At 61.6% G+C, this 25,252-nt stretch carries 19 protein-coding genes; 8 read left to right on the top strand and 11 right to left on the bottom strand.

Annotated elements, in window-relative coordinates; all coding sequences use genetic code 11:
- Positions 1-2: 2 nt before the first annotated feature.
- On the top strand, positions 3-551 hold the full coding sequence (locus BN1134_RS05035) for a VOC family protein (RefSeq protein WP_042045637.1): 549 nt from the start codon (positions 3-5) through the stop codon (positions 549-551).
- Here the strand turns inward: BN1134_RS05035 and BN1134_RS05030 are convergent.
- The gene (locus BN1134_RS05030) at positions 542-1,753 is read right to left on the bottom strand and encodes an MFS transporter (protein WP_042045636.1); all 1,212 of its coding nucleotides are present in this window, start codon (positions 1,751-1,753) and stop codon (positions 542-544) included. The genes BN1134_RS05035 and BN1134_RS05030 overlap by 10 nt on opposite strands.
- A 94-nt stretch (positions 1,754-1,847) precedes the next feature.
- Here BN1134_RS05030 and BN1134_RS05025 point away from each other — a divergent pair, with 94 nt between their 5' ends.
- The 3 genes from BN1134_RS05025 to BN1134_RS05015 all read left to right on the top strand — a co-directional run bounded on the left by BN1134_RS05025 (position 1,848) and on the right by BN1134_RS05015 (position 5,981).
- Positions 1,848-2,720, top strand: coding sequence for a LysR family transcriptional regulator (locus tag BN1134_RS05025; protein WP_042045635.1), 873 nt, complete (start codon positions 1,848-1,850; stop codon positions 2,718-2,720).
- 233 nt (positions 2,721-2,953) lie between these two features.
- Positions 2,954-3,607, top strand: coding sequence for a TetR family transcriptional repressor PsrA (psrA, locus tag BN1134_RS05020; RefSeq protein ID WP_042045633.1), 654 nt, complete (start codon positions 2,954-2,956; stop codon positions 3,605-3,607).
- 49 nt (positions 3,608-3,656) lie between these two features.
- Positions 3,657-5,981 carry an acyl-CoA dehydrogenase gene (locus BN1134_RS05015; protein ID WP_042045632.1) on the top strand — a complete coding sequence of 775 codons (2,325 nt, stop codon included), beginning with the start codon at positions 3,657-3,659 and terminating at the stop codon, positions 5,979-5,981.
- Between the two features lie 112 nt (positions 5,982-6,093).
- Here the strand turns inward: BN1134_RS05015 and pyk are convergent, their stop codons facing one another.
- Both pyk and BN1134_RS05005 read right to left on the bottom strand, forming a co-directional pair.
- On the bottom strand, positions 6,094-7,533 hold the full coding sequence (pyk, locus tag BN1134_RS05010) for a pyruvate kinase (RefSeq protein ID WP_042045631.1): 1,440 nt from the start codon (positions 7,531-7,533) through the stop codon (positions 6,094-6,096).
- Between the two features lie 114 nt (positions 7,534-7,647).
- On the bottom strand, positions 7,648-8,502 hold the full coding sequence (locus BN1134_RS05005) for a MurR/RpiR family transcriptional regulator (RefSeq protein WP_193004469.1): 855 nt from the start codon (positions 8,500-8,502) through the stop codon (positions 7,648-7,650).
- Positions 8,503-8,849: 347 nt separating this feature from the next.
- Between BN1134_RS05005 and glk the strand changes: the two genes are divergently transcribed.
- A complete protein-coding gene (gene glk, locus BN1134_RS05000) occupies positions 8,850-9,821 on the top strand; it encodes a glucokinase (protein WP_042045630.1) in 972 nt (323 codons plus the stop codon).
- Between the two features lie 308 nt (positions 9,822-10,129).
- Entirely contained in the window at positions 10,130-10,762 is a 633-nt protein-coding gene (locus BN1134_RS04995; protein ID WP_042045628.1) for a LysM peptidoglycan-binding domain-containing protein, read from the top strand.
- 297 nt (positions 10,763-11,059) lie between these two features.
- On the opposite strand, the gene glpC is transcribed toward BN1134_RS04995, so the two are convergent.
- From glpC to BN1134_RS04970, 5 genes are all read right to left on the bottom strand, one after another.
- On the bottom strand, positions 11,060-12,262 hold the full coding sequence (gene glpC, locus BN1134_RS04990) for an anaerobic glycerol-3-phosphate dehydrogenase subunit GlpC (RefSeq protein ID WP_042045626.1): 1,203 nt from the start codon (positions 12,260-12,262) through the stop codon (positions 11,060-11,062).
- Between the two features lie 51 nt (positions 12,263-12,313).
- Positions 12,314-13,576 (bottom strand): glycerol-3-phosphate dehydrogenase subunit GlpB, encoded by a 1,263-nt coding sequence (gene glpB / locus BN1134_RS04985; protein ID WP_042045625.1) that lies wholly within the window; start codon positions 13,574-13,576, stop codon positions 12,314-12,316.
- Complete coding sequence (gene glpA / locus BN1134_RS04980; RefSeq protein ID WP_042045674.1) at positions 13,573-15,204, bottom strand: anaerobic glycerol-3-phosphate dehydrogenase subunit A; 1,632 nt, start codon at positions 15,202-15,204, stop codon at positions 13,573-13,575. Before glpA ends, glpB begins: the two co-directional genes overlap by 4 nt.
- A 178-nt stretch (positions 15,205-15,382) precedes the next feature.
- Positions 15,383-16,132, bottom strand: coding sequence for a PilZ domain-containing protein (locus BN1134_RS04975; RefSeq protein WP_156991671.1), 750 nt, complete (start codon positions 16,130-16,132; stop codon positions 15,383-15,385).
- Positions 16,133-16,186: 54 nt separating this feature from the next.
- Positions 16,187-16,639, bottom strand: coding sequence for a YchJ family protein (locus tag BN1134_RS04970; protein ID WP_084214714.1), 453 nt, complete (start codon positions 16,637-16,639; stop codon positions 16,187-16,189).
- Positions 16,640-16,779: 140 nt separating this feature from the next.
- On the opposite strand from BN1134_RS04970, the gene BN1134_RS04965 reads away from it, so the two are divergent.
- Both BN1134_RS04965 and BN1134_RS04960 read left to right on the top strand, forming a co-directional pair.
- Positions 16,780-18,447, top strand: a complete 1,668-nt coding sequence (locus tag BN1134_RS04965) for a methyl-accepting chemotaxis protein (RefSeq protein WP_042045620.1) — start codon at positions 16,780-16,782, stop codon at positions 18,445-18,447.
- A gap of 77 nt (positions 18,448-18,524) precedes the next feature.
- On the top strand, positions 18,525-19,745 hold the full coding sequence (locus BN1134_RS04960; RefSeq protein ID WP_042045618.1) for an ROK family protein: 1,221 nt from the start codon (positions 18,525-18,527) through the stop codon (positions 19,743-19,745).
- Positions 19,746-19,836: 91 nt separating this feature from the next.
- Here the strand turns inward: BN1134_RS04960 and pflB are convergent, their stop codons facing one another.
- From pflB to ycaO, 3 genes are all read right to left on the bottom strand, one after another.
- A complete protein-coding gene (gene pflB / locus BN1134_RS04955; RefSeq protein WP_042045673.1) occupies positions 19,837-22,119 on the bottom strand; it encodes a formate C-acetyltransferase in 2,283 nt (760 codons plus the stop codon).
- A gap of 42 nt (positions 22,120-22,161) precedes the next feature.
- The gene (gene focA, locus BN1134_RS04950; protein ID WP_042045617.1) at positions 22,162-23,010 is read right to left on the bottom strand and encodes a formate transporter FocA; all 849 of its coding nucleotides are present in this window, start codon (positions 23,008-23,010) and stop codon (positions 22,162-22,164) included.
- Positions 23,011-23,419: 409 nt separating this feature from the next.
- A complete protein-coding gene (gene ycaO, locus BN1134_RS04945) occupies positions 23,420-25,180 on the bottom strand; it encodes a 30S ribosomal protein S12 methylthiotransferase accessory factor YcaO (RefSeq protein WP_042045616.1) in 1,761 nt (586 codons plus the stop codon).
- Between the last annotated feature and the right edge of the window lie 72 nt (positions 25,181-25,252).

The raw sequence follows: 25,252 nt of genomic DNA, 5'->3' as shown, positions 1-25,252 counted from the left end.
TCATGGTTCATCCGTTGGACACACTACTGGGGCCGCAGGCCCCTTTTGTTTCTTCGCTGCTTGGTCAGTTGGCTGAACTGGGGATCGATATCTCCCATCCTGTCGACCACCTCTGCTACCGCGCCGCCAGCCGGGAGGAGTATCTGCGCTTACGCACTGCGCTGGCGCAGGCTGGCGAGCTGCTGGTCGAGGGGATGATAGGAGGAAGGCCGATCGCCACCTTTCGCTATCATCAGCCGGTGCAGCTGGCACGACATGCGGTGCCCTGCATCGAGTTGGCCGCTCCCAAACCGGGCCGCAGCCATCAGGCGGGGCTTGAGCATATCGAGTTGGTGGTGCCTTCGCTGAGCACCTTGGTCGCGGCGCATCCTCAGCTGGCATTTCGCACTGACAACCAGCTTGATGGCCGCAACCCCGACGTGGCGCTACCGCTTGCCGGCGGGCAGGTGAAGTTTCATTTGCGCCCTCTGGAGGCGGTGATCGCCGAGGAAAAAGCGACAGGGGCGGTGATCCCCGTGCCTGCCGACCTCTGGCATGAACCTCAGCGCTGACAACATCTTGGGCCGGCTCGCCTCGCGCGCTCACTCCGGCCCAGCCAGAGGCTGATGGCCATGGTGGTGAGCAACCCAAGCAAGACGCCCATCACCATCCCCATGACTTTTCCTGCCTCCCAGAAGGGGTGCAGGTAGACGCCGCCGACGCTGGCGCCCAGATAGTAGGCGATGAGGTAAAGGGACGAGGCGATCGCTCTGTGGCTCTGCACATGCTGGCCGACCCAGCTGCTGGCGCTGGCGTGGGTCAGGAAAAACCCAAAACTCGCGACCATCAGCCCGCTCAGGATCATCATCAGCGTACCACCGAGCAGCAGCAGGGCGCCGCCTATCATGATGAGGATGCCGAGGGTCATGGCGTGGGCCGTGCCCAGCCGTTGTCCCAACCGTCCGCTTAAGGAAGAGGCGAGGGTGCCCGGCAGGTAGGTGAGAAACAGCAACCCTAGCCACTGGGCCGGCAGTGAGAAGGGGGCATGGCTCAACAAGAAGGTGAGGTAACTGAACTGGTTCAGGAACACCATGAAGTTGATCCCACCGATAAGATAGGCGCCGACCAGCAGCGGGGAGCCAAGGTGCAGCCGCAGCGCACTGACTAGCTCGCCGCGCCGAGGCTGACTGGGGACAAATCCCTGCTGCCTTGGCAGCAGCCACATGACCAGCGGCAGTAGCAGCAGGCTGAGCAGTCCGATCCCCCAGAATGCTGCCTGCCAGTTTCCTTGCCAGCCGGCAAACAGACCGGCGACCACCCTTCCTGCAATACCGCCGAGTGAGTTGGCGGCGATGTAGATGCCGACCGCGCTCATCAATCCCCGCTTACTGAACTCCTCCCCCATATAGGCGATCGCCGTGGCCGGCAGGCCTGCCAGCAGCAACCCCTGCATAAAGCGCAGCAGTAGCAGCGCCTCGAAGTGACTGCACAGGGCGACAAGGGGAGAAAAAAGGATGGCGCCAAGCAGGCCGCCGAGCATGACGTGGCGCCGCCCCAGGCGATCGGCCAGCCGCGCGGCCGGTATTAGCCCAACGGCCAACCCGGCAGTGCAGGCCGAGAGGGCGCCGCCGGCCAGCAAGGCCGAGACGCCGAACTGATCGGTGAGCAAAGGCAGCAGGGGATGGGCCTGATAGAGATTGAGAAAGACCAGAAACGAGCCGAGGCCGAGGGCCAGGGTGGCGCGCCACCAGGGGCGACTTCCGAGTTCGAGCATGACGGCACTCCCATGTGATGGGGAGAGAGTAGTGGAGCGGCCATACATAAAGATAATATATTTAAATTATCAAATGCATCACTTGAGGTGATAGATGGATCTGCGCCAGCTCGCTTATTTGGTTGCCGTGGCCGAGACCGGCTCCTTTACTGCCGCGGCCCGGCGTCATCATGTGGCCCAGTCGGCGGTCAGCATGGCGATTGCCAGGCTTGAGCAGCGACTCGAGCTCAAGTTGTTCGAGCGCCAGGAGCGGCGGGTACGTATCACGGCGGAAGGTGAGGTGCTGCTCGGCCATGCCCGGCGGCTGTTGTTGCAGGCCGAGCGGGCCGAGCAGGAGATGGCGGAGCTGCGCTCTTTAGTCAGCGGCGAGGTGCGCATCGGCATTCCCTTTATGCTGGGCTCCTATTTTTTTCCCCCCATTTTGATGGCGTTCAAGCATCGCTATCCGGGACTGCGGATCCAGGTGGAAGAGGCGGGGACTCGGGCCCTGCTGGCCAGGATGGCGCAAGGGGAGCTCGATCTGGCCATTCTCATTGCCTCTGATCTGCCGGCCGAGCTGGTGGGGGAGCGGCTGGTGCGCGAGGAGATGGTGGCCGTGGTGGGCGAGGATCACCCCTGGCGCGGACGCAGCACCATCAGCTTGCCGGAGTTCTTCGCCGAGGAGCTGGCCCTGTTTCGTCACGGTTTTTATCACAGGGAGTACATGGAGCAGTTGGCCGCCGAGGCCGGTATCACCCCACGCATCGCCTTTGAGAGCAACCTTATTCCGCTGCACAAGGCGGTGGTGCGCCAGGGGTTTGCGGTGACGACCTTGCTGCGCATGGCGATAGAGGAGGATGCCGATCTCTATGCGGTGCCCTTTTCACCGCCCATTCATCTGGATCTCTGTGTGGCATGGCGGCGGGAAGATCCTCTGTCGCGGGCCAACCGGGCGCTGCGCGACTTTCTGCTTGAGCAGAGGGGGTGAAGGGCAAATTGCAGACAAAAAAATGCCCAACTTACACAGGGAATGTTGGGCAAAGACTAATGCTTAATTGCAGTGGCATAGATATAGACTGCCCCCTGCGGCGAAAGTTCAAAAAAACATTTCACTTCATACATCACAAACCCTGAAAACAGTTTTGTAATCTCATTAACATGCTATTGACATTGCTGGGGGTGAAACGTACTTTTTAAACATTCGTTTAAGAGGGCGTTTTCGTGACCAAGACCGACACCAAGAACCGTATTCTGGATGCCGCCGAAGTGCTCTTCGCCGAGCGCGGTTTCGCCGATACCTCCCTGCGCCTCATCACGGGTGAGGCCGATGTCAATCTGGCGTCGGTCAACTACCACTTTGGCTCGAAAAAGGAGCTGATCCAGGCGGTACTGGATCGCTATCTCAGCCTCTTCATGCCGCGCCTGGATGCCCAGCTTGATGCCCTGCAGCAGCAAGAGGAGATCACCCTGCTCGCGGTATTTGAGTCGTTTGTCGAGCCGCTGATGTCCCTGACTGAGGTGCGCAGCAACGGCCCGGCCCTGTTCATGCAACTGTTGGGTCGCGGCTATATCGATAGCCAGGGCCACCTGCGCCGCTTTATCACCAGCGAGTATGGTGAGGTGCTCGGTCACATCACCCAGGCCATCTCCCGGGCCAATCCGGCCCTCTCTCCGGCCGATCTCTTCTGGCGCTTGCACTTCACCCTCGGCACCGTCGTGTTCACCATGGCGTCGGCCGATGCCCTGCGCGATATCGCGCAGGCCGATTTTGGCCAGCAGCTCGATGTCGAGGGGCTGGTGCGTAACGTGATCCCCTACCTGGCGTCCGGTGTCGGTGCGCCAGTCAATCCGACCCGGCTTTCGCTGGCCGGCTAACAACCACAACAAGCATCAACGGAACTGTGAACGTAAAAGGAACTGACCTATGACCACACTGCTTATCCTGCTGGTCCTTGCCATCGCGGTCGTGCTGGGGGTTGCCCCGGTGCGCAAGAAGCTGGTGACCCGCCCTGTCTTTGGCATCTTCAAGAAGATACTGCCGCCCCTCTCGGCCACCGAGCGGGAGGCCATGGAGGCTGGCTCGGTCTGGTGGGACGGCGAACTGTTCCGCGGCAAACCGGACTGGAAGAAGCTGCACGGCTACGGCAAGGCTGAGCTGAGCGCCGAGGAGCAGGCCTTCCTCGACAATCAGGTCGAAACCCTGCTCTCTATGGTCGACGACTTCAAGATCGTCAACGAAGCCAAGGAGCTGCCGGAAGCGGTGTGGGATTACCTCAAGCAAGAGGGGTTCTTCTCCCTGATCATTCCCAAGAGCTATGGTGGCCGCGAGTTCTCGGCGATTGCCAACTCCACCATCGTCACCCGCATCGCCACCAAGAGCCTGAGCGTTGCCGTGACCGTGATGGTGCCGAACTCCCTTGGCCCGGGCGAGCTGCTGATGCACTACGGCACCCAGGCCCAGAAGGATTACTGGCTGCCGGGTCTGGCCAACGGCAAGGAGATCCCCTGCTTCGCCCTGACCGGCCCCGAGGCGGGCTCCGATGCCGGCTCTATTCCCGACAAGGGCGTCGTCTGCATGGGCGAATACCAGGGCAAGGAGGTGCTTGGCATCCGCCTGAACTGGAACAAGCGCTACATCACGCTGGCGCCGCGCGCCACCGTGCTGGGTCTGGCTTTCAAGCTGTATGATCCGGAGAAGTTGCTGGGTGACAAGGAGGAGCTCGGCATCACCTGCGCCTTGATCCCGACCAGCCACCCCGGCGTGCGTGTCGGCGATCGCCACTTCCCGATGGGGCTGGCCTTCCTCAACGGCCCGACCTTCGGCAAGGATGTGTTCATCCCGCTCGACTGGATCATCGGTGGCCCCGACTACGCCGGCCGTGGCTGGCGCATGCTGGTCGAGTGCCTCTCCGCCGGTCGCGGCATCTCGTTGCCGGCGCTCGGCACCGCCTGTGGCCACATGACCAGCCGCACCGCCAGTGCTTACGCCTATGTGCGCAAGCAGTTCGGCATGTCCATCGGCAAGTTCGAGGGCATTCAGGAGGCGCTGGCCCGTATCGGTGGTTTGACCTACCAGCTGGAAGGAGCTCGTCGCATGACCGCCGGCTCACTGGATCTTGGTCAGGCGCCGGCCATTGTCACCGCGATCTCCAAGTACCACATGACCGAGATGGCCCGTCAGGTGATGGATGACTCGATGGATATCCACGCCGGTCGTGCTATCCAGCTCGGGCCCAAGAACTACACGGGGTATGCCTATATGGGCGTGCCGGTCGCCATCACGGTAGAAGGGGCCAACATCCTGACCCGTAACCTGATGATCTTCGGGCAAGGGGCGACCCGCTGCCACCCGTATGTCTTCGGTGAGATGGAAGCGGCCGCCGATCCTGACTTCGAGCGCGGTCTCGAGAAGTTTGACGGCCTGCTGATGAAGCACATCGCTTTTGGTACCGGCAACTTCTTCGGCGCCCTGTTCCAGGGGCTGACCCTGGGTCAGTTCAACTCGGCCCCGGTTAGCGGCGCCACTGCCCGCTACTACAAGCAGCTGGGCCGCATGAGTAAGGGGCTGGCCCTGTGCGCCGATATCTCCATGCTGATGCTGGGCGGCGAGCTCAAGCGCAAGGAGATGATCTCTGCCCGTCTTGGCGACGTGCTGAGCCACCTCTATCTGGCTTCTGCCACCCTCAAGCACTACGAGGATCAGGGGCGGGTGGTAGCCGATCTGCCGTTCGTCCAGTACGCGGTGGAGCGCAACCTCTACCTGATTGGCAAGGCGTTTGACGGCTTCTTCCAGAACTTCCCAAGCAAGGCGGTGGGCATGCTGCTCAAGCGGGTGGTGTTCCCGTTTGGTATCGGCTACCGCATGCCGGGCGACGATCGCTGCCACGCCATCTGCAGCGCCATGATGAAGCCGGGCGAGCAGCGCGAACGCCTCACCGCCCTGTGCTATGTCGGCAAGGATGATCAGGATCCGGTTGGCCTCATGGAGCGCGCCTTCCTGGCCATGGTGGCGGTGCAGCCCTATGAGAAGAAGATCTACCAGGCCCAGAAGGAAGGGCGCCTGCCGCGTAAGCTGCCGTTTGCCGAGTTGTTGGCGGCGGCCCTCGAGAAGGGGGTGCTGAGCCAGGACGAGGCTGATCAGCTGCGCGCTGCCGATGCCCTGCGCTACGAGGCGATCCAGGTCGATCACTTCGAGCCGGGCGTGCTGGAGAACATTCAGCCCGGCAACGGCATGAGCGACGCGGCCTGATCCCGGTCACGCTAAAGCAAGGAGGGCGCCCATCGGGCGCCCTTTTTTATTTGCCTTCCCCCTCAGGCAAAAAAAGAGCGCCATCGTGGCGCTCTTTTCGTCTGGGCTGGGGTTACTCGACCGTCATCACCTTGCAGGTGTTGGTGCTGCCGACGGTTTCCATCTTGTCACCGTGGGTGAGCAGCACCATGTCGCCACTTTGCAGCAGCCCCTTGGCCTTGAGCACGGCCAGGGCGTCGCGGCACACCTCGTAGACCGGTTTGCTCTCTTCACCGTCAAACATCACTGGGGTGACGCCACGGTAGAGGTTGGTCCAAGCCAGGGTGCGGGCGTGGGGGGAGAGGGCAAAGATCGGCAGGCCCGAGCTGATGCGGGACATCAGCAGCGGGGTGGTGCCGGATTCGGTCAGTGCCACGATCGCCTTGACCCCTTGCAGGTGGTTGGCGGCGTACATGGTCGACATGGCAACCGTCTCTTCCACCGAGGTGAAGGTGTAGTTCATGCGGTGGTTGGAGACATTGATGCTCGGGTGCTTCTCGGCACCGACGCAGACACCGGCCATGGCGGTGACGGTCTCGATGGGGAAGTTGCCGGCGGCGGTCTCGGCCGAGAGCATCACGGCATCGGTGCCGTCCAGCACGGCGTTGGCCACGTCCATTACCTCGGCGCGGGTCGGCAGCGGGGCGTTGATCATCGACTCCATCATCTGGGTGGCGGTGATGACCACGCGGTTGAGGCGGCGGGAGAAACGGATCAACTTCTTTTGCACGCCGACCAGCTCAGGATCGCCGATTTCCACCCCGAGATCGCCACGGGCCACCATGACGGCGTCGGCACCGAGGATGATGTCTTCCATCGCCTCGTCAGTGGCAACGGTCTCGGCCCGCTCGACCTTGGCCACTATCTTGGCATCGCAGCCGGCTTCACGGGCCAGTTCGCGGGCATAGCGAAGGTCATCGCCGCTGCGCGGGAAGGAGACCGCCAGGTAGTCGACGCCGATGCGGGCCGCGGTCTTGATGTCTTCCTTATCCTTGTCGGTCAGGGCCGGCGCGGAGAGGCCACCGCCCTTTTTGTTGATCCCCTTGTTGTTGGAGAGGGGGCCGGCCACGGTGACGGTGGTATGGATGCGGCTGCTCTCGACACGCTCGACTTTCAGCTGCACACGGCCATCGTCGAGCAGCAGGATATCGCCCGGCTCGACGTCGTTCGGCAGCTCCTTGTAGTCGATGCCGACCTGCTCTTGAGTGCCTTCTCCCTTGCCAAGGGCGGCATCGAGCACGAACTGGTCGCCGATGGCGAGGTAGACCTTGCCATCTTTGAAGGTGGAGACGCGGATCTTGGGGCCTTGCAGATCGCCGAGGATGGCGACATGGCGGCCATGCTTGGCGGCCAGCGCACGTACCTGATCGGCGCGAACGATATGATCGTCGGCGGTGCCGTGAGAGAAGTTCATCCGTACCATGTCAGCGCCGGCCAGGATAATCCCCTCGAGGATCCCCTCGCGGTCGGTGGCCGGGCCGAGCGTGGTCACGATTTTAGTGCGTCTTGGCATGAAAAGACTCCATTGCAATGATGAAAGCGGACGAGTGCCGATGCGAAATGCCCTTACCATACACCAGAGCCGTGGCCGCCACAAAAAAGAGCAGGGGCATTTGCCCCTGCCTGTTTAACCGGCGGTGGAGTTGTCAAAACGGGACTCGCGGAGCCCCTCCTTGACCTTCTTCAGGTTCTCCCGAAATTTCATGCCACGGCGCAGGGTAAAGCCGGTGGCCAGCACGTCGATCAGTGCCAGCTGGGCGATGCGCGAGGCCATCGGCATGTAGACGTCGGTGTCTTCCGGGACATCCATGGAGAGCACCAGATTGCACTCACGGGCCAGCGGGGAGTCCTTGGAGGTCATGCCGATGACGGTGGCGTCATTCTCACGGGCCAGGGCGGCGATCTCGACCAGCGCCTTGGTGCGGCCGGTATGGGAGATGAGCACCACGACATCCCCCTCGCTGCTGTTGATGCAGCTCATGCGCATCATGACGATGTCATCGAAGCAGACCACGGGGATGTTGAAGCGGAAGAACTTGTTCTGGGCATCGCGGGCGACGGCAGAGGAGGCGCCCAGGCCAAAGAAGCTGATCTTCTTGGATTGGGTCAGGATGTCGACACAGCGATTGATGATGGAGGTATCGAGGCTGTTTTTGGCGGCATCGAGGCAGGCCATGGTGGATTCGAAAATCTTGGCGGTGTAAGCATCGGGGCCATCTTCAGCCTCGACGTGGCGGTTCACGTAGGGGGTGCCGTTGGCCAGGCTTTGGGCCAGGTGCAGTTTGAAATCGGGGAACCCCTTGGTGTCGAGACGACGGCAGAAGCGGTTGACGGTGGGTTCACTCACATCGGCCATCTTGGCCAGTGCCGCAATGCTGGAGTGGATCGCCGTCTGAGGCGCGGCCAGGATCACTTCCGCGACCTTGCGTTCCGACTTACTGAAACTTTCCAAGTTTTTGGTAATTTTTTCTAGCGTATTCATCATCACCACCAGGGGTTTGTAATTTAGCTTCAGTGTCGTCGCACTGATTTTATTGCTCATGCACGGGGCCGTTAGGCATCAAGATGATACCTGACAAGCAGTTATGCTCACCAATATAGACCCTGTAAAGTATGACAGATGTCTAATAATTTCTTTCAGGTGACGTGGGCATCCTTTGAAACCCGTTATCGGGTTACAAATGTGGCAAAGTAACGACATTGTGACCCAGTGCACGTTTGCTGAGGCTACTTTGACGTAACCCGCCATCACAGGAGTAGAATGGCCGCCAATAACAAGGTGGTGGTCCGGGAACCGCCATTCGCCACGACGTAACGAAGGAGTTTTTCATGCAGCAGAAATATGCCCTGGTGGGGGATGTGGGGGGGACGAACGCCCGTCTGGCCCTGTGCGAGCTGGCCACCGGTGCCATCAGCCACGCCAAGACCTTTGCCGGTGCCGAGCATCCCAGCCTGGAAGTGGTGATCCGTCACTACCTTGACGAGGTGAGTGAGCCGGTGCGCCAGGCCTGTATCGCGATTGCCTGTCCGATCCAGGGGGATTGGGTGGCCATGACCAACCACAGCTGGGAGTTCTCCATTGAAGAGACTCGCCAGAATCTGGGGCTTGAGCAGCTGCATGTGATCAATGACTTTACCGCCGTCTCCATGGCCATTCCGATGCTGGGGGAGGGCGATCGCATCCAGATTGGTGGTGAGGCTCCGCTGTCCGGCAAGCCGATCGCCATCTATGGTGCGGGCACCGGGCTCGGTGTGGCCCACCTGTTGCAGGCCCAGGGGCAGTGGATCAGCCTGCCGGGTGAAGGGGGGCACGTGGATTTTGCCGCCAACACCGAGGAAGAGGACGCGGTGCTGCAAGTGATGCGCGGCGAGCTGGGCCACGTCTCGGCCGAGCGTTTCCTCTCTGGCCCTGGGTTGGTCAACCTCTACCGTGGTCTGGTGAAATCCGATGGCCGCGAGCCCGAGACACTGGCCCCCAAGGACATCACCGAGCGCGCGCTGGAAGGCTCCTGCCTCGATTGCCGACGCACCTTGAGCCTCTTTTGTGTGCTGATGGGCCGTTTTGCCGGTAACCTGGCGCTCAACATGGGCACCTTTGGCGGCATCTATATCGCTGGCGGTATTGTGCCGCGCTTCCAGGAGTTCTTCCTGGCCTCCGGCTTTCGGGTGGCGTTTGAAGATAAGGGGCGCTTTAAGTCCTATCTGCACCCGATCCCGGTGTTCCTCATCACCCATGAGGGGCCGGGTTTGCTCGGGGCTGGCGCCTACCTGCGCCAGAGCCTTGGCCATTTGATCGGCTGATTCAGTCCTAATTCAGTAACTTGGCGTTATTCTGACCCTGCACCCACGATGAATCGAATCGGGAAGGAGCCTGAAACGGAGCATCACCTCTATTGGGTTGCGTTGTCACCTGACAAGCCTGAACTGTTTGACCGGCCATGATGGCCGGTTCTTTTTATCTGTCTTCTGTGTAAAAAATAGACAGTGACGTCCGGCGATGTCGCCACCACTCCTGTGGCGAACGTTTTTGCTTTGCATTTCTCCGAGGGCTTCCGCTGGCCCGGAGTGAGCAGTGCTAGCATAGGGCCTATTGAACAGTGATTACGCCTATGTCTCTTCGTCTCTTACCACTCATCCTGCTTCCCCTCCTGCTCTGCGGCAGTTTGCCATCGGAAGCGCAAGAGTCCTTCACCTTTCAAAGCTACCGTCAGGGTATGCTGCGTATGACGCTGGTCAGTCCCAGCATCCAGGGCGATGTCCTGCTGCGCCGTGATGGCAAGTTGGAAACCCTGGAGGGCGCGGCGCTGGAGAACCTGTTCACCCTGCGGGTACCGGTACCCTGTGCCTGGCTGGCGCAGGAGCGCACCCTCTATTGGGCCGTCTCTGGCAAGATGCTGCTGTCGGCCACGATCCCGCCCCAGCAGTGTGCTCCGCCGCCCCCGCCGCCGCCTCCCGAGCCGCAGATGCGCATCTTCTCCCGTCAGGATCGCTGCATGATTGACACCGGGGGCATGACCCTGTGGAGCGTTGCCACTGCACTGGCCACCCAAAACAAGGCGACGGTCTACCAGAACATCTACGCCCTCTTTGTCACCAATAAGACGGCCTTCGTCGACGAAGATATCAGCCGGCTGCGTAGCCGGGAGCTGCTCTGCCCTCATCCTGAATTGGTCGAGCATATTGCGCCGGAGCACGCCAAGCAGCTCTTTGACGAGGCGATGCGCTTTAACGCCAGTCGCTAGCCGCACTTTGCGCGCCCCTCGCTTGTCTGCGGGGGCGGCCGCTCACTTGCGGCGCAGGCTGCCCGGCGTGCTCCTCCCGCTGGCGATCACCCGGTAGCGATGCCGCTTCGGATAGGGATGGCCGATCACCGCATCCCCAGCGAGGGCCACCCTATGGTGGCCCTCGGCGTTGTGGTTGGGGCGTGATTTGGGAAAGGCGCCGGCCGAGTGCGTCGCTCGTGGCGCATGCCGCCAGCACGGATTGGCCTGGTGAAGCGCTCGAGAAAGAGGAGCCGGCGGGGCGCCGGCTCGCGAGGATCAGGCCAGCGCCTGGGCCAGCAGGTGGACGGGGTGTTCGCAGCGGTAGGGGGTGCTCATCTCTATCTGCCACTTGCAGGTTTCGCAGTCGGTGACCACCAGATCGGGCTTGAGCCGGCCTATCTGCTCGAACAATCCTTGGCCGATGTTCTGGCTGGTGGCGTAGTTCTCCGACTTGAAGCCGTAGGTGCCGGCGATGCCGCAGCACTGGGAGTCGAGCACGGTGAGGCGCACCCCCGGAATGGCACGCAGGATCTCGAGGGTGTAGATGACCCCCCCCATCTTCTCCAGGTGGCAGGGGGTGTGGTAGGCGATGTGCAGATCGAGTGGCCGCATGTGCGGCCGATTGCCCTTTTGGAACTCCTGCCACAAAAAACGGGTGATGAGGGAGATGCGCCCGCGCACCCTGTGGTTGTCCTGCTCGAGCAGGTGCGGGTACTCATCGCGCAGGGTGAAGCCGCAGGTCGACGAGGTGGTGAGCAGTGGGATCTCGTTGCCGATCAGCGCATTTTCCATCTGCCTGATGTTGAAGGCCGCGTTCGCCTTGGCTTTTTCCATGAAGCCGTTGGCGATGAGCGGCACGCCGCAGCACTTCTCGCGCGCCAGTAACTGCACGCCGATGTTCATGGCGTTGAGCACCTGTACCAGCTCCTTGCCGAGCTGCGGGTGGTTGTAGTTGACGTAGCAGCCGTGGAAGTAGGCCACCTGACGGGCATAACTCGCCTGCACCGCCTGTTGTTTTTTGTACCAGCCGCGAAAGGTGCCCTGGGAGTACTTGGGCAAGTCGCGGTGGGAGGAGACCCCGAGCGCCTTGTCGAGCACCGCCTTGACCGGTTTGAGGCCGGTCGAGAAGTTGACCACCGGCGCCATCAGGGTCGACATGCTGCCCATCAGATCGGTATGGGAGAGGACAAACTCGCGCACGCCCGGTTTGATGTCGCCGTAGTTGTGCTTGGCCTTGGCGATGATGTCGCCGATGCGCACCCCGCTCGGACAGGCCACCTCGCAGCGCTTGCAGTTGGTGCAGAACTTGAGGGCCTCGTCGTAGAGAGTGGGGCTCTTGATGCGCAGCCGCTCCCCGTCCGGGCCGGCCTGCTTGGGGCCGGGGTAGGCCGGGTTGGCCTTGGCCACCGGGCAGTAGGCGGTGCAGACGGTGCACTTGATGCACTGATCGAACGTCTGGTTGGCATGATCGAGCAGCATGTCAGTTCTCCTCCTGGCAGAGATGAAGGCGCAGGATATGGGGGAGCGGGGTCATAGGGCCTCGCTCAGAATGTGGCCGGCGGCCTGCCAGCCGGTGGCGATGGCCACGCCGGAGCCGGAGCCCTCTTGCACCGGGTCATAGTGGGCCAGCACGCTGCCGGCGCCGTAGAGGTTGGCGAGCGGTTGCCCCTCGCGCAGCACCCGCAGCCGCTCGTCGGTCTTGACCCCGAAGCCGAGGAAGGGGTGGCGGCCAAACAGGCGCTGATCGGCCCAGCGGTCGCGCTCTGACGATCCGTGCACGTCGGCGCCGAAGATGGGCTCGCGAATACCGCGCAGGCGCGACTCCAGCCCGCGGCTGAAGAAGCTGCCACTGGCCAGGATGAAGTGCTCGGCCTCGAACAAGAGATCCTCGCCATTTTGGCTGTAGAGCCCCTGCACCCGGTCACCGATGCAGCGGGCGCCCAGCACCCGCTCGCTGGTGAGGAAGGTGCCGCCGAGGGCAACGAAGCGGCGGCGCAGCGCCTCTTGCATGCGCATGCCGAGTAGCGACGGCGGCATGGTGGCCACCTCGCGGATGGTGCAACCGGTGCGTTTCTCCAGCTCGTGCAGGCGCTCGTCGACCCGCCCCAGGGTGAGGCAGGCTGGCAGGATCACATGGCGGCACGGCCCCTGCGCCTGGTGGGTCAGGCGCGAGATCTCGGCCGCCAGATCCGCCAGCAGATCGTGGCGATCGCACAGGCGGGCGATGTCGGCGGAGCGAAACTCGTGGGGGTTGCGGCTGAACTCGGCCAGCTGGGGCAGGCGTAGCTCACCGGTGAGGATGCGGCAGTGCGCAAAACCGGGCTGGCGCGCCAGGTTGGCGGCGGCCAGCGCCGGGTGGAAGTCGCGAAACCCCTCCGGGGTGGCCAGCAGCAGGGTATCCGGCTGCACGGCCTCGCCGGCGATGGCGCAGTTGTCGGGGGAGAGCCAGGTCGCCTTGAGGGTGCCGATGGGGGTGATGCGCTGGTGGTTGCGCTCGCCGTGTTGCAGGATCAGCCCCTCGGCGGCGCAGTGGGCTTGTAGCGCTTGCAGGCTGGCAATGATGTGGTCTGCGCCGACCCTGGCGTAGGGGTGATCCGGGTGGGCGTCGATGAAGGCCGGCAGTGCCGCGCGCGGATCGCCCGGCACGTCGAGCAGATCGACCGAGCCCGAGGAGAAGTGCAGCGCACTCTGGCCCGAGGCCATGATGAGGGTCTTGCGGCCGGCCTCGGCCAGGCGCAGGCCGGCAGAGAGCCCAGCCACGCCGCCGCCAATGATGATGCAATCGAAGGTCATGATGCGGCTCCTTGCTGCGAGTCTGGCTCGCCGGTCCAGCTGCCAAGCCCAAACAGCCCTTCATAGATCCAGTAGGTAAATTCAGCCTCGCGCAGGGCGTCGCCCCATAGCACGGGGCGGGTGCCCTTGAAACGCTCCTCGATGAACTGGCGCAACATGACGCAGGCCTGACGGCCGTCGGCCTTGCCGTACTCGTGCATCAGGCCGGCGGCGCGGTAGGCGCACAGCTCCCCCTGGCAGGGGCCCATGCCGACTCGGGTGCGGCGGCGCAAGTCGATGAGGTTGTCCACGTCCAGCTCGCGCAGGGCATATTCAATCTCGCCGGCGGTCACCATCTCACACTCGCAGATGAGGGCGTTGGCCCTGGGGTTGTCGCGAAAGAAGGCGATCACTCGCTCGCCGTGGCGATACTGGGCCGATCCTTCGGCCGGGGCGCTGAGGCCGGGGGCCGAAACCTTCTCCGGCTCGCGTGAGCCGGGCAGCGGCAACTCGGCGGTGCGGCATGGGGCGCTGTTACCTATCTTCTTGGCCACCAGATCGGTGGCCCACTCGGCCATCAGGCGGTAGGTCATCAGCTTGCCGCCGGTGATGGTGTTGAACCCCTGCAAGCCGTCGCGCTCGCTGTGATCGAGCAGCACGATGCCGCGGCTGATGTTGCGCCCCGACTCGTCGCCGTCCACCGCCACCAGCGGGCGTACCCCGGCGTAGGCGCGCAGCAAGCGGGTACGCGCCATGATGGGGGCGAGCTTTATCCCCTCGCGCAGCAGCACCTCCACCTCTTCCGGGGTGACCTTGAGGTTGTCGATGCTGTGGTAGTCGACCTTGCTCGAGGTGGTGCCGATGAGGGAGATGGTGTCGCCCGGCACCAGAATGTCGGCGTCGGCCGGCTTGCGGCAGCGGTTGAGCACCAGCTGGTTGATGCGGTAGTCCATGATGAGCAGGGAGCCCTTGGCCGGAAACATGCGGATGCCGAGATCGGCGTACTCGCAGATCTGCTGGCCCCAGATCCCGGCGGCGTTGATCACCTCCTGCGCCTCGATCTCGAACGCCTGGCCGGTGCGGGTATTGATGGCCTTGACCCCATAGACCCGGGTCTGGCTGCGCAAGAGCCCGAGCACCTTGCTGTGGGTGAAGATGCGCGCCCCGTGCTCCTTGGCATCGAGCACATTGGCGGCGGTCAGGCGGAAGGGATCGACCGTGCCGTCCGGCACCTCGATGGCGCCGATGAGGGCCGGGTTGGCGTTTGGCTCACGGCGCAGCGCCTCGCGCGGATCGAGCTGACGGGTCTCGATGCCGGCGCGGGCGCAGGCCTCCATAAAGGTCTTTTGAAAACCGATGTCATCCTCGGGCAGGGTCAGAAACAGCCCTCCGGTCGCCTCGACACAGTGGCTGGCGATGCGCTTGAGGATGCGGTTTTCCTGGATGCATTCGCGGGCCGACTCCTGATCGGTGACGGCATAGCGGGCGCCGGAGTGGAGCAGGCCGTGGTTGCGGCCTGTGGTGCCTGAGGCGATGTCGTCGCGCTCGAGCAGGATGCAGTCGATACCGCGCAGGGCGCAGTCACGCATGATGCCTGCCCCCGTGGCGCCGCCGCCAATGATGACGACCTGGGTGGTGATCCGTTTCATGTTGCCCATCTCACTGCTTCTCGTTTGGCCCTAGTGTGGCGACAAACGAGAGCGAAATGTTTGATATGGGCCAAAATTATGAGCGCAAACGCTCACGGTGGGGCGTGCAAATGGGCGAACTGTGATGATGATCGCAAGAGGCTGGGTGGGGCCCCGCTGTGTAGGCCGGGGCGAAGCGTCAGGCGCCCTGGCGAACCGGCTCGCGAAACACCATCTGGCTGCCGTCAAAGCGCAGCCACTTGAAGATCTCCTGGCTGTGGCGCATCCCTTCGCGATCGAAGCGCACTCCGTAGACGGTGTTGCTGCTGATGCGGCGCTGATTGCAAATCGTGCCGCTTAACAGAAACTTCTGGCCGAGCCCGGCGGACTCGAGGCGCAGCATGATGGGTTGCTCGTTGGTAAACGCCGGCGCCAGCGCCGAGGTGCTGAAGCTGCAACCGTGGATCGACAGATCGCGCAGCTGCACCTCTATCTGGCGCTTCGTCACCATGACGCTGCCGGTCAGGCAGACCGGGTAGCGGGTCTCGCCGCGCAGGGGGTAGAGGGTGATCTGGTTGGGTAGCTTGACGGTAAACAGCGGCAGCGGGCGCACCATCAGGTGCTCTATCTGGCTTGGAAAGGCGACCATGGCGCCGTTGCCGCGCTCAGAGATGAGACTGACCGAGAGGCGGTAGCCCTCGACGAAGAAGCGATCGCGCTGATAGGCGGGCAGCTCCGGCAGCACGAAATAGAGATAGCGCTGCCGATCCGAGCCTATCAGGGTGGTGGTCACCGCATGATTCTGGCCGATCGGGGTGGTGAGTTCGATCATCGCCTCGCTGCCGTGCAGCAGATAGTCGAGAACAGGCAATCCTTGCACCAGCGTCTCTTGCACCGGGCTCGCCATGATGCGTTGTCGGATGGAAGATGCCTGAGTGGAAACGCTCAAGATGACACCTTTAAACGGTTGTTGGTAATCCCTGTGCTCGCCGGCTTCCTATGGTTAACCGCAGCACTTCTTGTATTTCTTGCCACTGCCGCAGGGGCAGGGATCGTTGCGACCGGCCCGCAGGGGGATGATGTCCCCTTCCGTGTAGCGCCAGCGCCCCGCGTCGCGCACGAAGCGCGAGCGCTCGTGCAGGCAGGCGAGCCGCCCCGCCTCACGATACCAGGCGCGAAACTCAACCCAGCCTTGGTCACCCTGCTCGCCGCTGCCCAGAATATCCAAATGATCCCACTGTGTCTCTTGTTTCGAGAGGGTCATGGCATCCAGTTCACCAAGAAAATCGGGGTGCCAGGTCGCAACCAGATATTCACCCAGGCCCAGCACGAAGGCACTGTAGCGCGAACGCATCAGTGCTGCTGGGGTGGTGGCGCTCGCGCCGTGGTGCAGCGGGGCGCAGCAGACGCTATATAAGAGGTCTGACCCGCAGGGGCAGGGTGAATCGTGACTCATTGTTGCTAAGGCTCGGTCGATATAAAGGAGTAGCGCCGGATTTTAATGATACGGCCAGCCGGACGCCAGCGAGACGATGCGAGAAACCGCAGGCAGGGGTTAGCTCGGTGTGCGGATAACGATAATAAGGAGTCAGGAACATGATATTGAAACACAAGGTATTGTTGCTCGGAGCCGTACCTGTATTGCTGGTCACGCTGGCGATGAACGTGAGCAGTTATCTGCTGGCCAGAAGTGATCTTGACCATGAGCTGATCCAGAACCGGGAGCAGGCGATCGGGGCGCGTAAGGCCCAGCTCGGCAGCTACCTGATGCTGGCGCAGACGGCGCTCGCCAAGGCATATGCCGATCCCGACTCGCCGCAGGCGCGCGAGGCGGTGCGTGAGACGGTGCGGGCGCTGCGCTACAGCAGCGACGGCTACTTCTTTATCTACGATTTCGCGGGTAACACCGTATTGCTGCCGACCCGTCCCGAGGTGGAGGGGAAAAATCGCTGGCAGGATCAGGATGCCAAGGGCAAGTACCTCATCCAGGAGATCATCAAGGCGGCCCGCGAGGGGGATGGCTACTCGGAATACTGGACCAACAAACCGTCCATCGGGCGGGATGCGCCCAAGCTGTCGTTTAACGTGGTGCTCGACAAGTACCAATGGGTGCTCGGTACCGGCTTTTATATCGACGACATCGAAAATGAACTCAGCGCCCTGCGCGCCGAACGTGAGGATGCCCTCTATTCGGAAATCGTCAGCAATGGCCTCATCACCCTGCTCATCCTCGCCGTGACCCTGGTGGTCACGCTGGTGGTGGGCAACCGGGTGGCCAGACCGCTGGTCGATGCGGTGAGCGCCCTCAACGATATCGCCGCCGGGGAGGGGGATCTCACCCAGCGCCTCAAGGTGCATGGCAATGATGAGGTCGGCCAGTTGGCCCGCGCCTTCAACCGCTTTGTCGAACGGATCCAACGTGTGGTCGGGCAGGTGGGGCAGACCAGTGGCGAGCTGTTTGTCGCGGTCGGCAAGTTGCAGCAACTGAGCGAGCGCAGTGCCCACCAGATGCAGGGGCACAGCCGTGAGACCGATCAGGTGGTGACCGCCGTGACCGAGATGAGCTCGACCGCACAGGAGGTGGCATCGAGTGCCTCCAATGCGGCCAGCGCGACCTCGGAGGCGGCCCGTGAATCGGATGCCGCCCGCGTCGTGGTCAACGATGCCATCGCCAGTATCAACCGGCTGGTGAACGAGGTGCACGCGGCCTCTGGTGTCATCGAGCAGCTGGCCCACGAGACCGGCAAGATAGAATCGGTGGTCGAGGTCATCCGCGGTATCGCCGAGCAGACCAACTTGCTGGCCCTCAACGCGGCCATCGAGGCGGCCCGGGCCGGTGAGCAGGGGCGTGGTTTTGCCGTGGTGGCCGACGAGGTTCGCTCACTGGCCGGACGCACCCAGCAGAGCACCAAGGAGATCAACGAGATGCTCCAGCGCCTGCAAGGCGGGGTGCGTCAGGCGGTGGAGGCGATGGCGGCGAGCGAGGTGTGCAGCCAGGAGACCATCAGCGAGGCAGGACGCATCGCCAGCTCCCTCGATACCATGGTGAGCGCGGTGGCCACCATCAACGACATGAACTTGCAAATTGCCACCGCCGCCGAGGAGCAAAATGCGGTCTCCGAGGAGATCAACCGTAACCTGGTGGCCATCCAGCACATAGTGGGTGAGCTGAGCGAAGTGTCGCAGGATACCCACGGCACGTCGCAGGATCTGGCGCGCAGCGGTGAAGAGCTCAAGACGCTGGTAGGCCAGTTCCGTTACTAAGGCGAATGAGTTGGGTAATGGGGCAGAGTGTGGGACAATCTGCTCCATTATCCTCCCTTTCTTAGCATCACTACTTCATGAACGAGTTGGTCAAAGGCAGCATCGATCTCATCCGGCAGCTCAACTATGGTCTGGTCTACGCCAGCCTGGAGGAGCATCAGGAGCTGTCTCGGACTGATCTGTCCCGTCTCACCGGCCTGTCACCGGCCAGCATCACCAAGATCACCCGCGAGCTGCTCGACAACGAGCTGGTGGTTCCCTGTGGTGAGAGCAGCGTGGGGCGTGGCCGCCGCCAGACCCTGCTGCGCATCAACGAGCGTCGCTACCAGTTTCTCTCCATGCGTCTTGGCCGCGGTTATGTCGATATGGCGCTGTTCGATCTGGCGGGGCGCTCGCTTTCCCGCCACCGCCACCAGTTCAGCCAGGAGGAGCGCACCACGCTGCTCGATAGCCTGATCGAGGCGATCCGCCGCTTTTTGCCCGAGCGGGGCGTGCGGCTGGCCTGTGTGGCGCTGTGTCTGCCGGGTCAGGTGGAGCGCCACAGTGGCATGGTGCGCCACTTCCCCTATTACGATCTGCGCGATTGGCCGCTTGGTCCGACCCTGGAAACCACCTTCGGTGTACCTGTGCTGGTCAGCGGCGACGTGCGCACCTGGATCCAGGCCGAGCGTGAGTGGGGGGCGGCCAAGGATTGCTCTGACGCGGTATTGGTGTTCGTGCATAACGACATCGGGGTGGGGATGGTGGTCAATGGCCAGTTGATCGAGAGCGAGCACGCCCTGCTCGGTGATCTCAGCCATTTGCAGCTCGAGCCCTATGGTCAGCGCTGCTACTGCGGTGGCTTTGGCTGCGCCTGCACCTTGGTGACCAATCAGGCGCTGGAGGCCCAGTATCGAGACCTGCGTGAACGCATGGGGCTGAGTGAATTGCCTGAGCAGGTCACCATCCGCGAGCTGTGCGAGCTGGCGCTCGAGGGCAACCCCCTGTGTCAGCAGATCTTGCATCAGGCCGCCGGCCGGCTGGCCAAGGTGCTGGCGAACCTCATCTGTCTGCTCAATCCGGGCAAGTTACTGCTCGGTGGTGAGTTGACCCGCGCCGACAGTCTGCTGTTTCCCATGTTGCACCAATCCCTGGCGAGCCAGTTGCCGGGGGAGTATCTGGTGCGGTTGCAAATCGAATCGACCCGTTTCTACGAAGATCCCACCAAGCCGACCTCGGTACAGGTGCACAAGGCGCTGCGTGATGGCAGTTTGCTGATGACGCTGCTGCGCCCTGGTGCCGATACCAGCTTCGAATAGGGCACATTTCCTTTATCTTCCTGGCTTTCCTCTGTGGTAAAGACAAAAAAACCGGCGCACATGGCGCCGGTTTTTGCATCCGTTCAACAGCTTACATGGAAGCGGTGAAGGTACGGGTGATCACGTCCTGCTGCTGCTCCTTGGTCAAGGAGTTGAAGCGAACGGCATAACCGGATACGCGGATGGTCAGCTGCGGGTACTTCTCGGGGTTTTCCATGGCGTCGAGCAGCATCTCGCGGTTCATCACGTTGACGTTCAGGTGTTGACCACCTTCCAGGTTCTCTTCGTGATGGAAGTAACCGTCCATCAGACCAGCCAGGTTAGCCTTCTGGGAGTCCATGTCCTTACCCAGTGCGTTCGGCACGATGGAGAAGGTGTAGGAGATACCATCCTTCGCGTAGGCGAACGGCAGCTTGGCAACGGAAGTCAGCGAGGCAACCGCACCCTTCTGGTCACGACCGTGCATCGGGTTGGCACCCGGGCCGAACGGTGCACCAGCGCGACGGCCATCCGGGGTGTTACCGGTCTTCTTGCCGTACACCACGTTGGAGGTGATGGTCAGCACAGACTGGGTCGGAACGGCACCACGGTAGGTCTTGAGCTTCTGGATCTTCTTCATGAAGCGCTCAACCAGGTCGCAGGCGATGGCATCGACGCGCTCGTCGTTGTTACCGAACTGCGGGTATTCGCCTTCGATTTCGAAGTCGACAGAGATGCCGTCTTCGTCACGTACCGGCTTAACCTTGGCGTACTTGATGGCGGACAGGGAGTCGGCGGCCACGGAGAGACCGGCGATACCACAAGCCATGGTACGGTACACGTCACGATCGTGCAGCGCCATCAGGGAGGCTTCGTAGCTGTACTTGTCGTGCATGTAGTGGATGATGTTCAGGGCAGCAACGTACTGCTTGGCCAGCCAGTCCATGAAGTGGTCCAGCTTGTCCATCACTTCGTTGTACTCGAGGTACTCGGAGGTGATCGGCGCGGTCTTCGGACCGACCTGCATCTTCAACTTCTCGTCCACACCGCCGTTGATGGCGTACAGCATGGTCTTGGCCAGGTTGGCACGGGCGCCGAAGAACTGCATCTGCTTACCTACCACCATCGGGGATACGCAGCAGGCGATCGCGTAGTCGTCGTTGTTGAAGTCCGGACGCATCAGGTCGTCGTTCTCGTACTGCACGGAAGAGGTCTCGATGGAAACCTTGGCACAGTACTTCTTGAACGCGGTCGGCAGCTTCTCGGACCACAGGATGGTCAGGTTCGGCTCCGGGGACGGGCCCATGGTGTACAGGGTGTTCAGCATACGGAAGCTGTTCTTGGTGACCAGAGTACGGCCATCAACGCCCATACCGGCCAGGGTCTCGGTGGCCCACATCGGGTCGCCGGAGAACAGTGAATCGTATTCCGGGGTACGCAGGAAGCGAACCATACGCAGCTTCATGACCATGTGGTCCATCAGCTCCTGGGCTTCTTGCTCGGTGATGAGGCCCTTCTTCAGGTCACGCTCGATGTAGATGTCGAGGAAGCTGGAGGTACGGCCGAAGGACATGGCGGCACCGTTCTGGGACTTCACAGCTGCCAGGTAGGCGAAGTAGGTCCACTGGACGGCTTCACGGGCGTTGCTGGCCGGAGCGGAGATGTCGCAGCCATATTTGGCAGCCATTTCCTTGATTTGACCCAGGGCACGGTGCTGGTCAGCGATCTCTTCGCGCAGGCGAATGGTGGCTTCCAGGTTGACACCGTTTTCCAGATCGTCTTGCAAAGACTTGAACTGGGCCAGCTTGTCAGCCATCAGGAAGTCGATACCGTACAGGGCAACACGACGGTAGTCACCGATGATACGGCCACGGCCGTAGGCATCCGGCAGACCGGTGATGACGCCGGACTTACGGCAAGCCAGGATGTCCTTGGTGTAGACGTCGAACACGCCCTGGTTGTGGGTCTTGCGGTATTCGGTGAAGATCTTCTCTACCATCGGATCCAGCTTGCGACCGTACACTTCGCAAGAGGTCTTGACCATCTTGATACCGCCGTTGGCGATGATGGCACGCTTGAGCGGCTTGTCAGTTTGCAGACCCACGATCTTTTCCAGACCCTGGTCGATATAGCCGGCATCGTGAGCGGTAATGGTGGAGGGCAGGTCGGTATCAAAATCGACCGGCGCGTGAGTGCGGTTCTCGATCTTGATGCCTTCCATGACCTTGTCCCACAGCTTGGTAGTGGCTTCGGTCGCGCCAGCCAGGAAGGACTCGTCACCTTCATACGGGGTGTAGTTCTTCTGGATGAAGTCACGGGTGTTGACAGAGGACTGCCATTCACCGGCCGCGAAGCCTTCCCATGCTTTTTGGAACTGTTCGTTAAGTTCTGCCATTTTCATTACCTCTCACGGTATTGATGTAGTCCGCCTTCATCCTTAATGATGACGACGGAAGATAAACCAGTAAGTCAGTCCTACCATGACTCCGCCACCAATAATATTACCGATGGTGACAGGGATCAGGTTGTTCAGGACAAAATGGGATACGGTCAGGTCGGCGAACTGAGCCGGATCCTGGCCGATAGCCTGCCAGAATTCCGGACCGGCGACGCTGTGGATAGCGATACCGACCGGGATCATGAACATGTTGGCGATGCTGTGCTCGAAGCCCGAGGCGACGAACATGGCAACCGGGAGCAGCATAACCACGACTTTATCGGTCGCGCTGCGGGCGCCGAAGGCCATCCAGGCGGCCAGGCACACCATCAGGTTGCACAGGGTGCCCAGAGCCACAGCCTCGACGAAAGTATGGTGGATCTTGTGTTGCGCCACCTTCATGGCGTTGAGTCCCCACTGGCCATCGGCGGCCATGTATTGGGACGACAGAATGATCAGGGCCACCATGATGAGGCCACCAATCAGGTTACCGAAGTAGACCACCCCCCAGTTGCGCAGCAGTTGGCCCCAGGTGATGCGATTTGCGGCCTTGGCGACCAGAGTCAGGGTGGTGGAGGTGAACAGCTCACCGCCGAGCAGGACGCAGAGGATAAGGCCGAGGGAGAAACAGAGACCGCCGACCAGCTTGGTCATGCCCCACGCCATGGAGCCGGCACCTGTGGTGACGGTGATGTAGAAGATGAAGGCAATGGCGATAAAAGCGCCGGCCGTGATGGCCAAGGGGAAGGCCTTATAGGCGGGTTTAGTGGCCTTTCCATGCGTAATGTCTTCGGCCAGTGCGGCGATGGCTTCCGGCTTCAGACAATCAAAAGGGGATTCTGCTTTCAATTCGGTTTCACCTGAGAATTTAGCCTGGAAGGATAATAGCAAAGGGGGGCAACCCCAAATTTGACCATGATCAACCTTGACCAATCCTTAATGTAATTTTACTACAACATTGAGACCTTAATGGGTCTCTATTTTTAGCTAGAGTTACATATGAAATCAATAAGAAGGTCAACGCAATATTTTGATATAAAACGATTATTTTATTAAGTGATGATAAAGTGGAGTATGTTTTGCTTGTTACATCAATGAGTTAACAAGGTTGTTTTATCTATCCCTTTATAAGTGGTTTTTGTTTTTAATCTTCAATCTGTGATGACTGCCACACTCATCCCAGCCTGACTACTCCGCATATGGGGGCCCTCAACAAGCAGAAGGGGAGCTCACGCTCCCCTTTGTCAATGTGGCTCGATCATGCCCAGTTAAAGGCCCGCTTGGCCCGTTGCAGCTTCTCGTAGGCGGCCAGCAGCTGTTGGTGCAGCGGGAACTGGGCCAGCGACAGCGTACCGCTCTCAAGGCCGTGGAAGCTGGCCTCTCCGGTGGCGTGTTGCCACGCCTCCTGGAAGGCGGCTTCACCGTACATGCGGGCGAACACGGCGACGTATTGCGCCGGGTCGCGCTCTTCATCGAGCAGCAGCTCCACCGCGCTTTTGAGGGCGCGATAATAGTTGGCGCGCGCCTGGGTGAAGACCGACTGGTTGAACTCCATGGTCCAGTCGATCCACTCCAGCGCGGTCTCCAGCTCGCCGGCGGCCAGGGCCAGCATGGCCTTGAGCTCGCCCACCCGCAGGGTGTGCAGGGCGGTGCCCTTGCTGGCGGCGATGCCGAGCAGCTCGCGCACCCGGGTGCGCTCGTCGTGCCCCTCTTCTTCGAGCTGGTCGTAAAGGGCCATGTACTGCTCGGCGTCCCACTCCAGCGAGGGCAGGGCCAGGATCACCTCGCGCAGGTGGGCGCCCATGTTGTTGTTGGCCAGCAGCAGATCTTCGGCCGGGTAGATGTCGGACATACCGGGCACCAGGATGCGGCAGGCATAGACGCCGAGGTGCTCGTAGTCGGCGATGTAGACCGGCTGCTCCAGCTCGTGGAAGATGCCGATGAGGTGATCGAACTCCTCCTGAGTGGTGCCGGCGAAGTTCCAGTCGGCGAACTCGAAGTCAGCCTCTTGCTTGAACAGATCCCAGCTGATGAGACCCGACGAGTCGATGAAGTGGGTCTCGAGGTTGTGGTGATCCGCCACCTCCTCGTTGTCGAACGAGGGGGGCATGAAGACGTCGAGATCCTTGAGGCCGCGCCCTTGCAGCAGCTCGGTCACGGTACGCTCGAAGGCCACTTCGAAGCGCGGATGGGCGCCGAAGGAGGCAAAGCAGGTGCCGTTGCTCGGGTTGAGCAGCACCACGCAGATGACCGGGTAGCGGCCACCCAGCGAGGCGTCATAGCTCAGAATGGGGAAGCCTTCGGCCTCGAGGGCATCGATGGCCGCCTTGATGCCGGGGTAGCGGGCAATCACCTCGGCTGGGATCTCCGGCAGGCTGATGGCCTCGGCGATGATCTTGTTTTTGACGTGGCGCTCGAACACCTCGGAGAGCCCCTGGGTGCGGGCTTCGGTCTTGGTGTTGCCGGCGCTCATGCCGTTGGAGACATAAAGGTTGCCGATGATGTTCATCGGGATATACACGGTCCGATGATCCGACTGGCGCTCGAAGGGGAGGGCTACGATGCCGCGCTCCTCGTTGTTCGATTGCAAGTCCACCAGCATGTCGGCGGTCACTTCCCCTTCCGGGTTATAGAACTTGCGGGTGAACTCATCGAGCAGATCGGCCGGCAGCTTGTCTCCCGTGATGGGGAACCACTTCTCGTTCGGATAGTGGACGAAATCGCCGTTGGCGATCTCCTCGCCCAGATAGAAGTCAGCGAAGAAGTAGTTAGTGGAGAGACGCTCGAAGTATTCGCCGAGAGCCGAGGCCAGCGCGGCCTTCTTGCTGGCACCCTTACCATTGGTAAAGCAGAGCGGGCACTCCTTGTCGCGGATGTGCACGGACCAGACGTTGGGCACCGGGTTGAGCCAGGAGGCCTCCTCGATGTCATAGCCCAGGGCCTGGAGCTTGCTTTGGAAACGCTCGATGGAGTCTTCCAGCGCCGCGTCCTTGCCGGGAATAAAGGTGTGGTCGGTCATCTCTATGGTTCCTGATGGTGTTGGCTCATGTTTCGGGCGCAGATGATAGCAGGCGACTGCCCCTTTGACAGA

This window comes from Aeromonas simiae (assembly GCF_000820125.1).
GTDB lineage: Bacteria > Pseudomonadota > Gammaproteobacteria > Enterobacterales > Aeromonadaceae > Aeromonas > Aeromonas simiae.
The sequence above is the reverse complement of the archived record's forward strand: the minus strand, read 5'-3'. Positions and strand labels throughout refer to the sequence as shown.

What these genes read in the sequence shown, in the direction of transcription:
- BN1134_RS05030 (WP_042045636.1), bottom strand. Translation starts at nt 1,753, where the DNA reads ATGCTCGAACTCGGAAGTCGCCCCTGGTGGCGCGCCACCCTGGCCCTC.
- BN1134_RS04960 (WP_042045618.1), top strand. Translation starts at nt 18,525, where the DNA reads ATGAACGAGTTGGTCAAAGGCAGCATCGATCTCATCCGGCAGCTCAAC.
- BN1134_RS05005 (WP_193004469.1), bottom strand. Translation starts at nt 8,502, where the DNA reads ATGAATACGCTAGAAAAAATTACCAAAAACTTGGAAAGTTTCAGTAAG.
- BN1134_RS05035 (WP_042045637.1), top strand. Translation starts at nt 3, where the DNA reads ATGGTTCATCCGTTGGACACACTACTGGGGCCGCAGGCCCCTTTTGTT.
- glpB (WP_042045625.1), bottom strand. Translation starts at nt 13,576, where the DNA reads ATGACCTTCGATTGCATCATCATTGGCGGCGGCGTGGCTGGGCTCTCT.
- BN1134_RS04965 (WP_042045620.1), top strand. Translation starts at nt 16,780, where the DNA reads ATGATATTGAAACACAAGGTATTGTTGCTCGGAGCCGTACCTGTATTG.
- BN1134_RS04995 (WP_042045628.1), top strand. Translation starts at nt 10,130, where the DNA reads ATGTCTCTTCGTCTCTTACCACTCATCCTGCTTCCCCTCCTGCTCTGC.
- ycaO (WP_042045616.1), bottom strand. Translation starts at nt 25,180, where the DNA reads ATGACCGACCACACCTTTATTCCCGGCAAGGACGCGGCGCTGGAAGAC.
- BN1134_RS04970 (WP_084214714.1), bottom strand. Translation starts at nt 16,639, where the DNA reads ATGAGTCACGATTCACCCTGCCCCTGCGGGTCAGACCTCTTATATAGC.
- glpA (WP_042045674.1), bottom strand. Translation starts at nt 15,204, where the DNA reads ATGAAACGGATCACCACCCAGGTCGTCATCATTGGCGGCGGCGCCACG.
- BN1134_RS05025 (WP_042045635.1), top strand. Translation starts at nt 1,848, where the DNA reads ATGGATCTGCGCCAGCTCGCTTATTTGGTTGCCGTGGCCGAGACCGGC.
- pflB (WP_042045673.1), bottom strand. Translation starts at nt 22,119, where the DNA reads ATGGCAGAACTTAACGAACAGTTCCAAAAAGCATGGGAAGGCTTCGCG.
- pyk (WP_042045631.1), bottom strand. Translation starts at nt 7,533, where the DNA reads ATGCCAAGACGCACTAAAATCGTGACCACGCTCGGCCCGGCCACCGAC.
- glpC (WP_042045626.1), bottom strand. Translation starts at nt 12,262, where the DNA reads ATGCTGCTCGATCATGCCAACCAGACGTTCGATCAGTGCATCAAGTGC.
- BN1134_RS05015 (WP_042045632.1), top strand. Translation starts at nt 3,657, where the DNA reads ATGACCACACTGCTTATCCTGCTGGTCCTTGCCATCGCGGTCGTGCTG.
- glk (WP_042045630.1), top strand. Translation starts at nt 8,850, where the DNA reads ATGCAGCAGAAATATGCCCTGGTGGGGGATGTGGGGGGGACGAACGCC.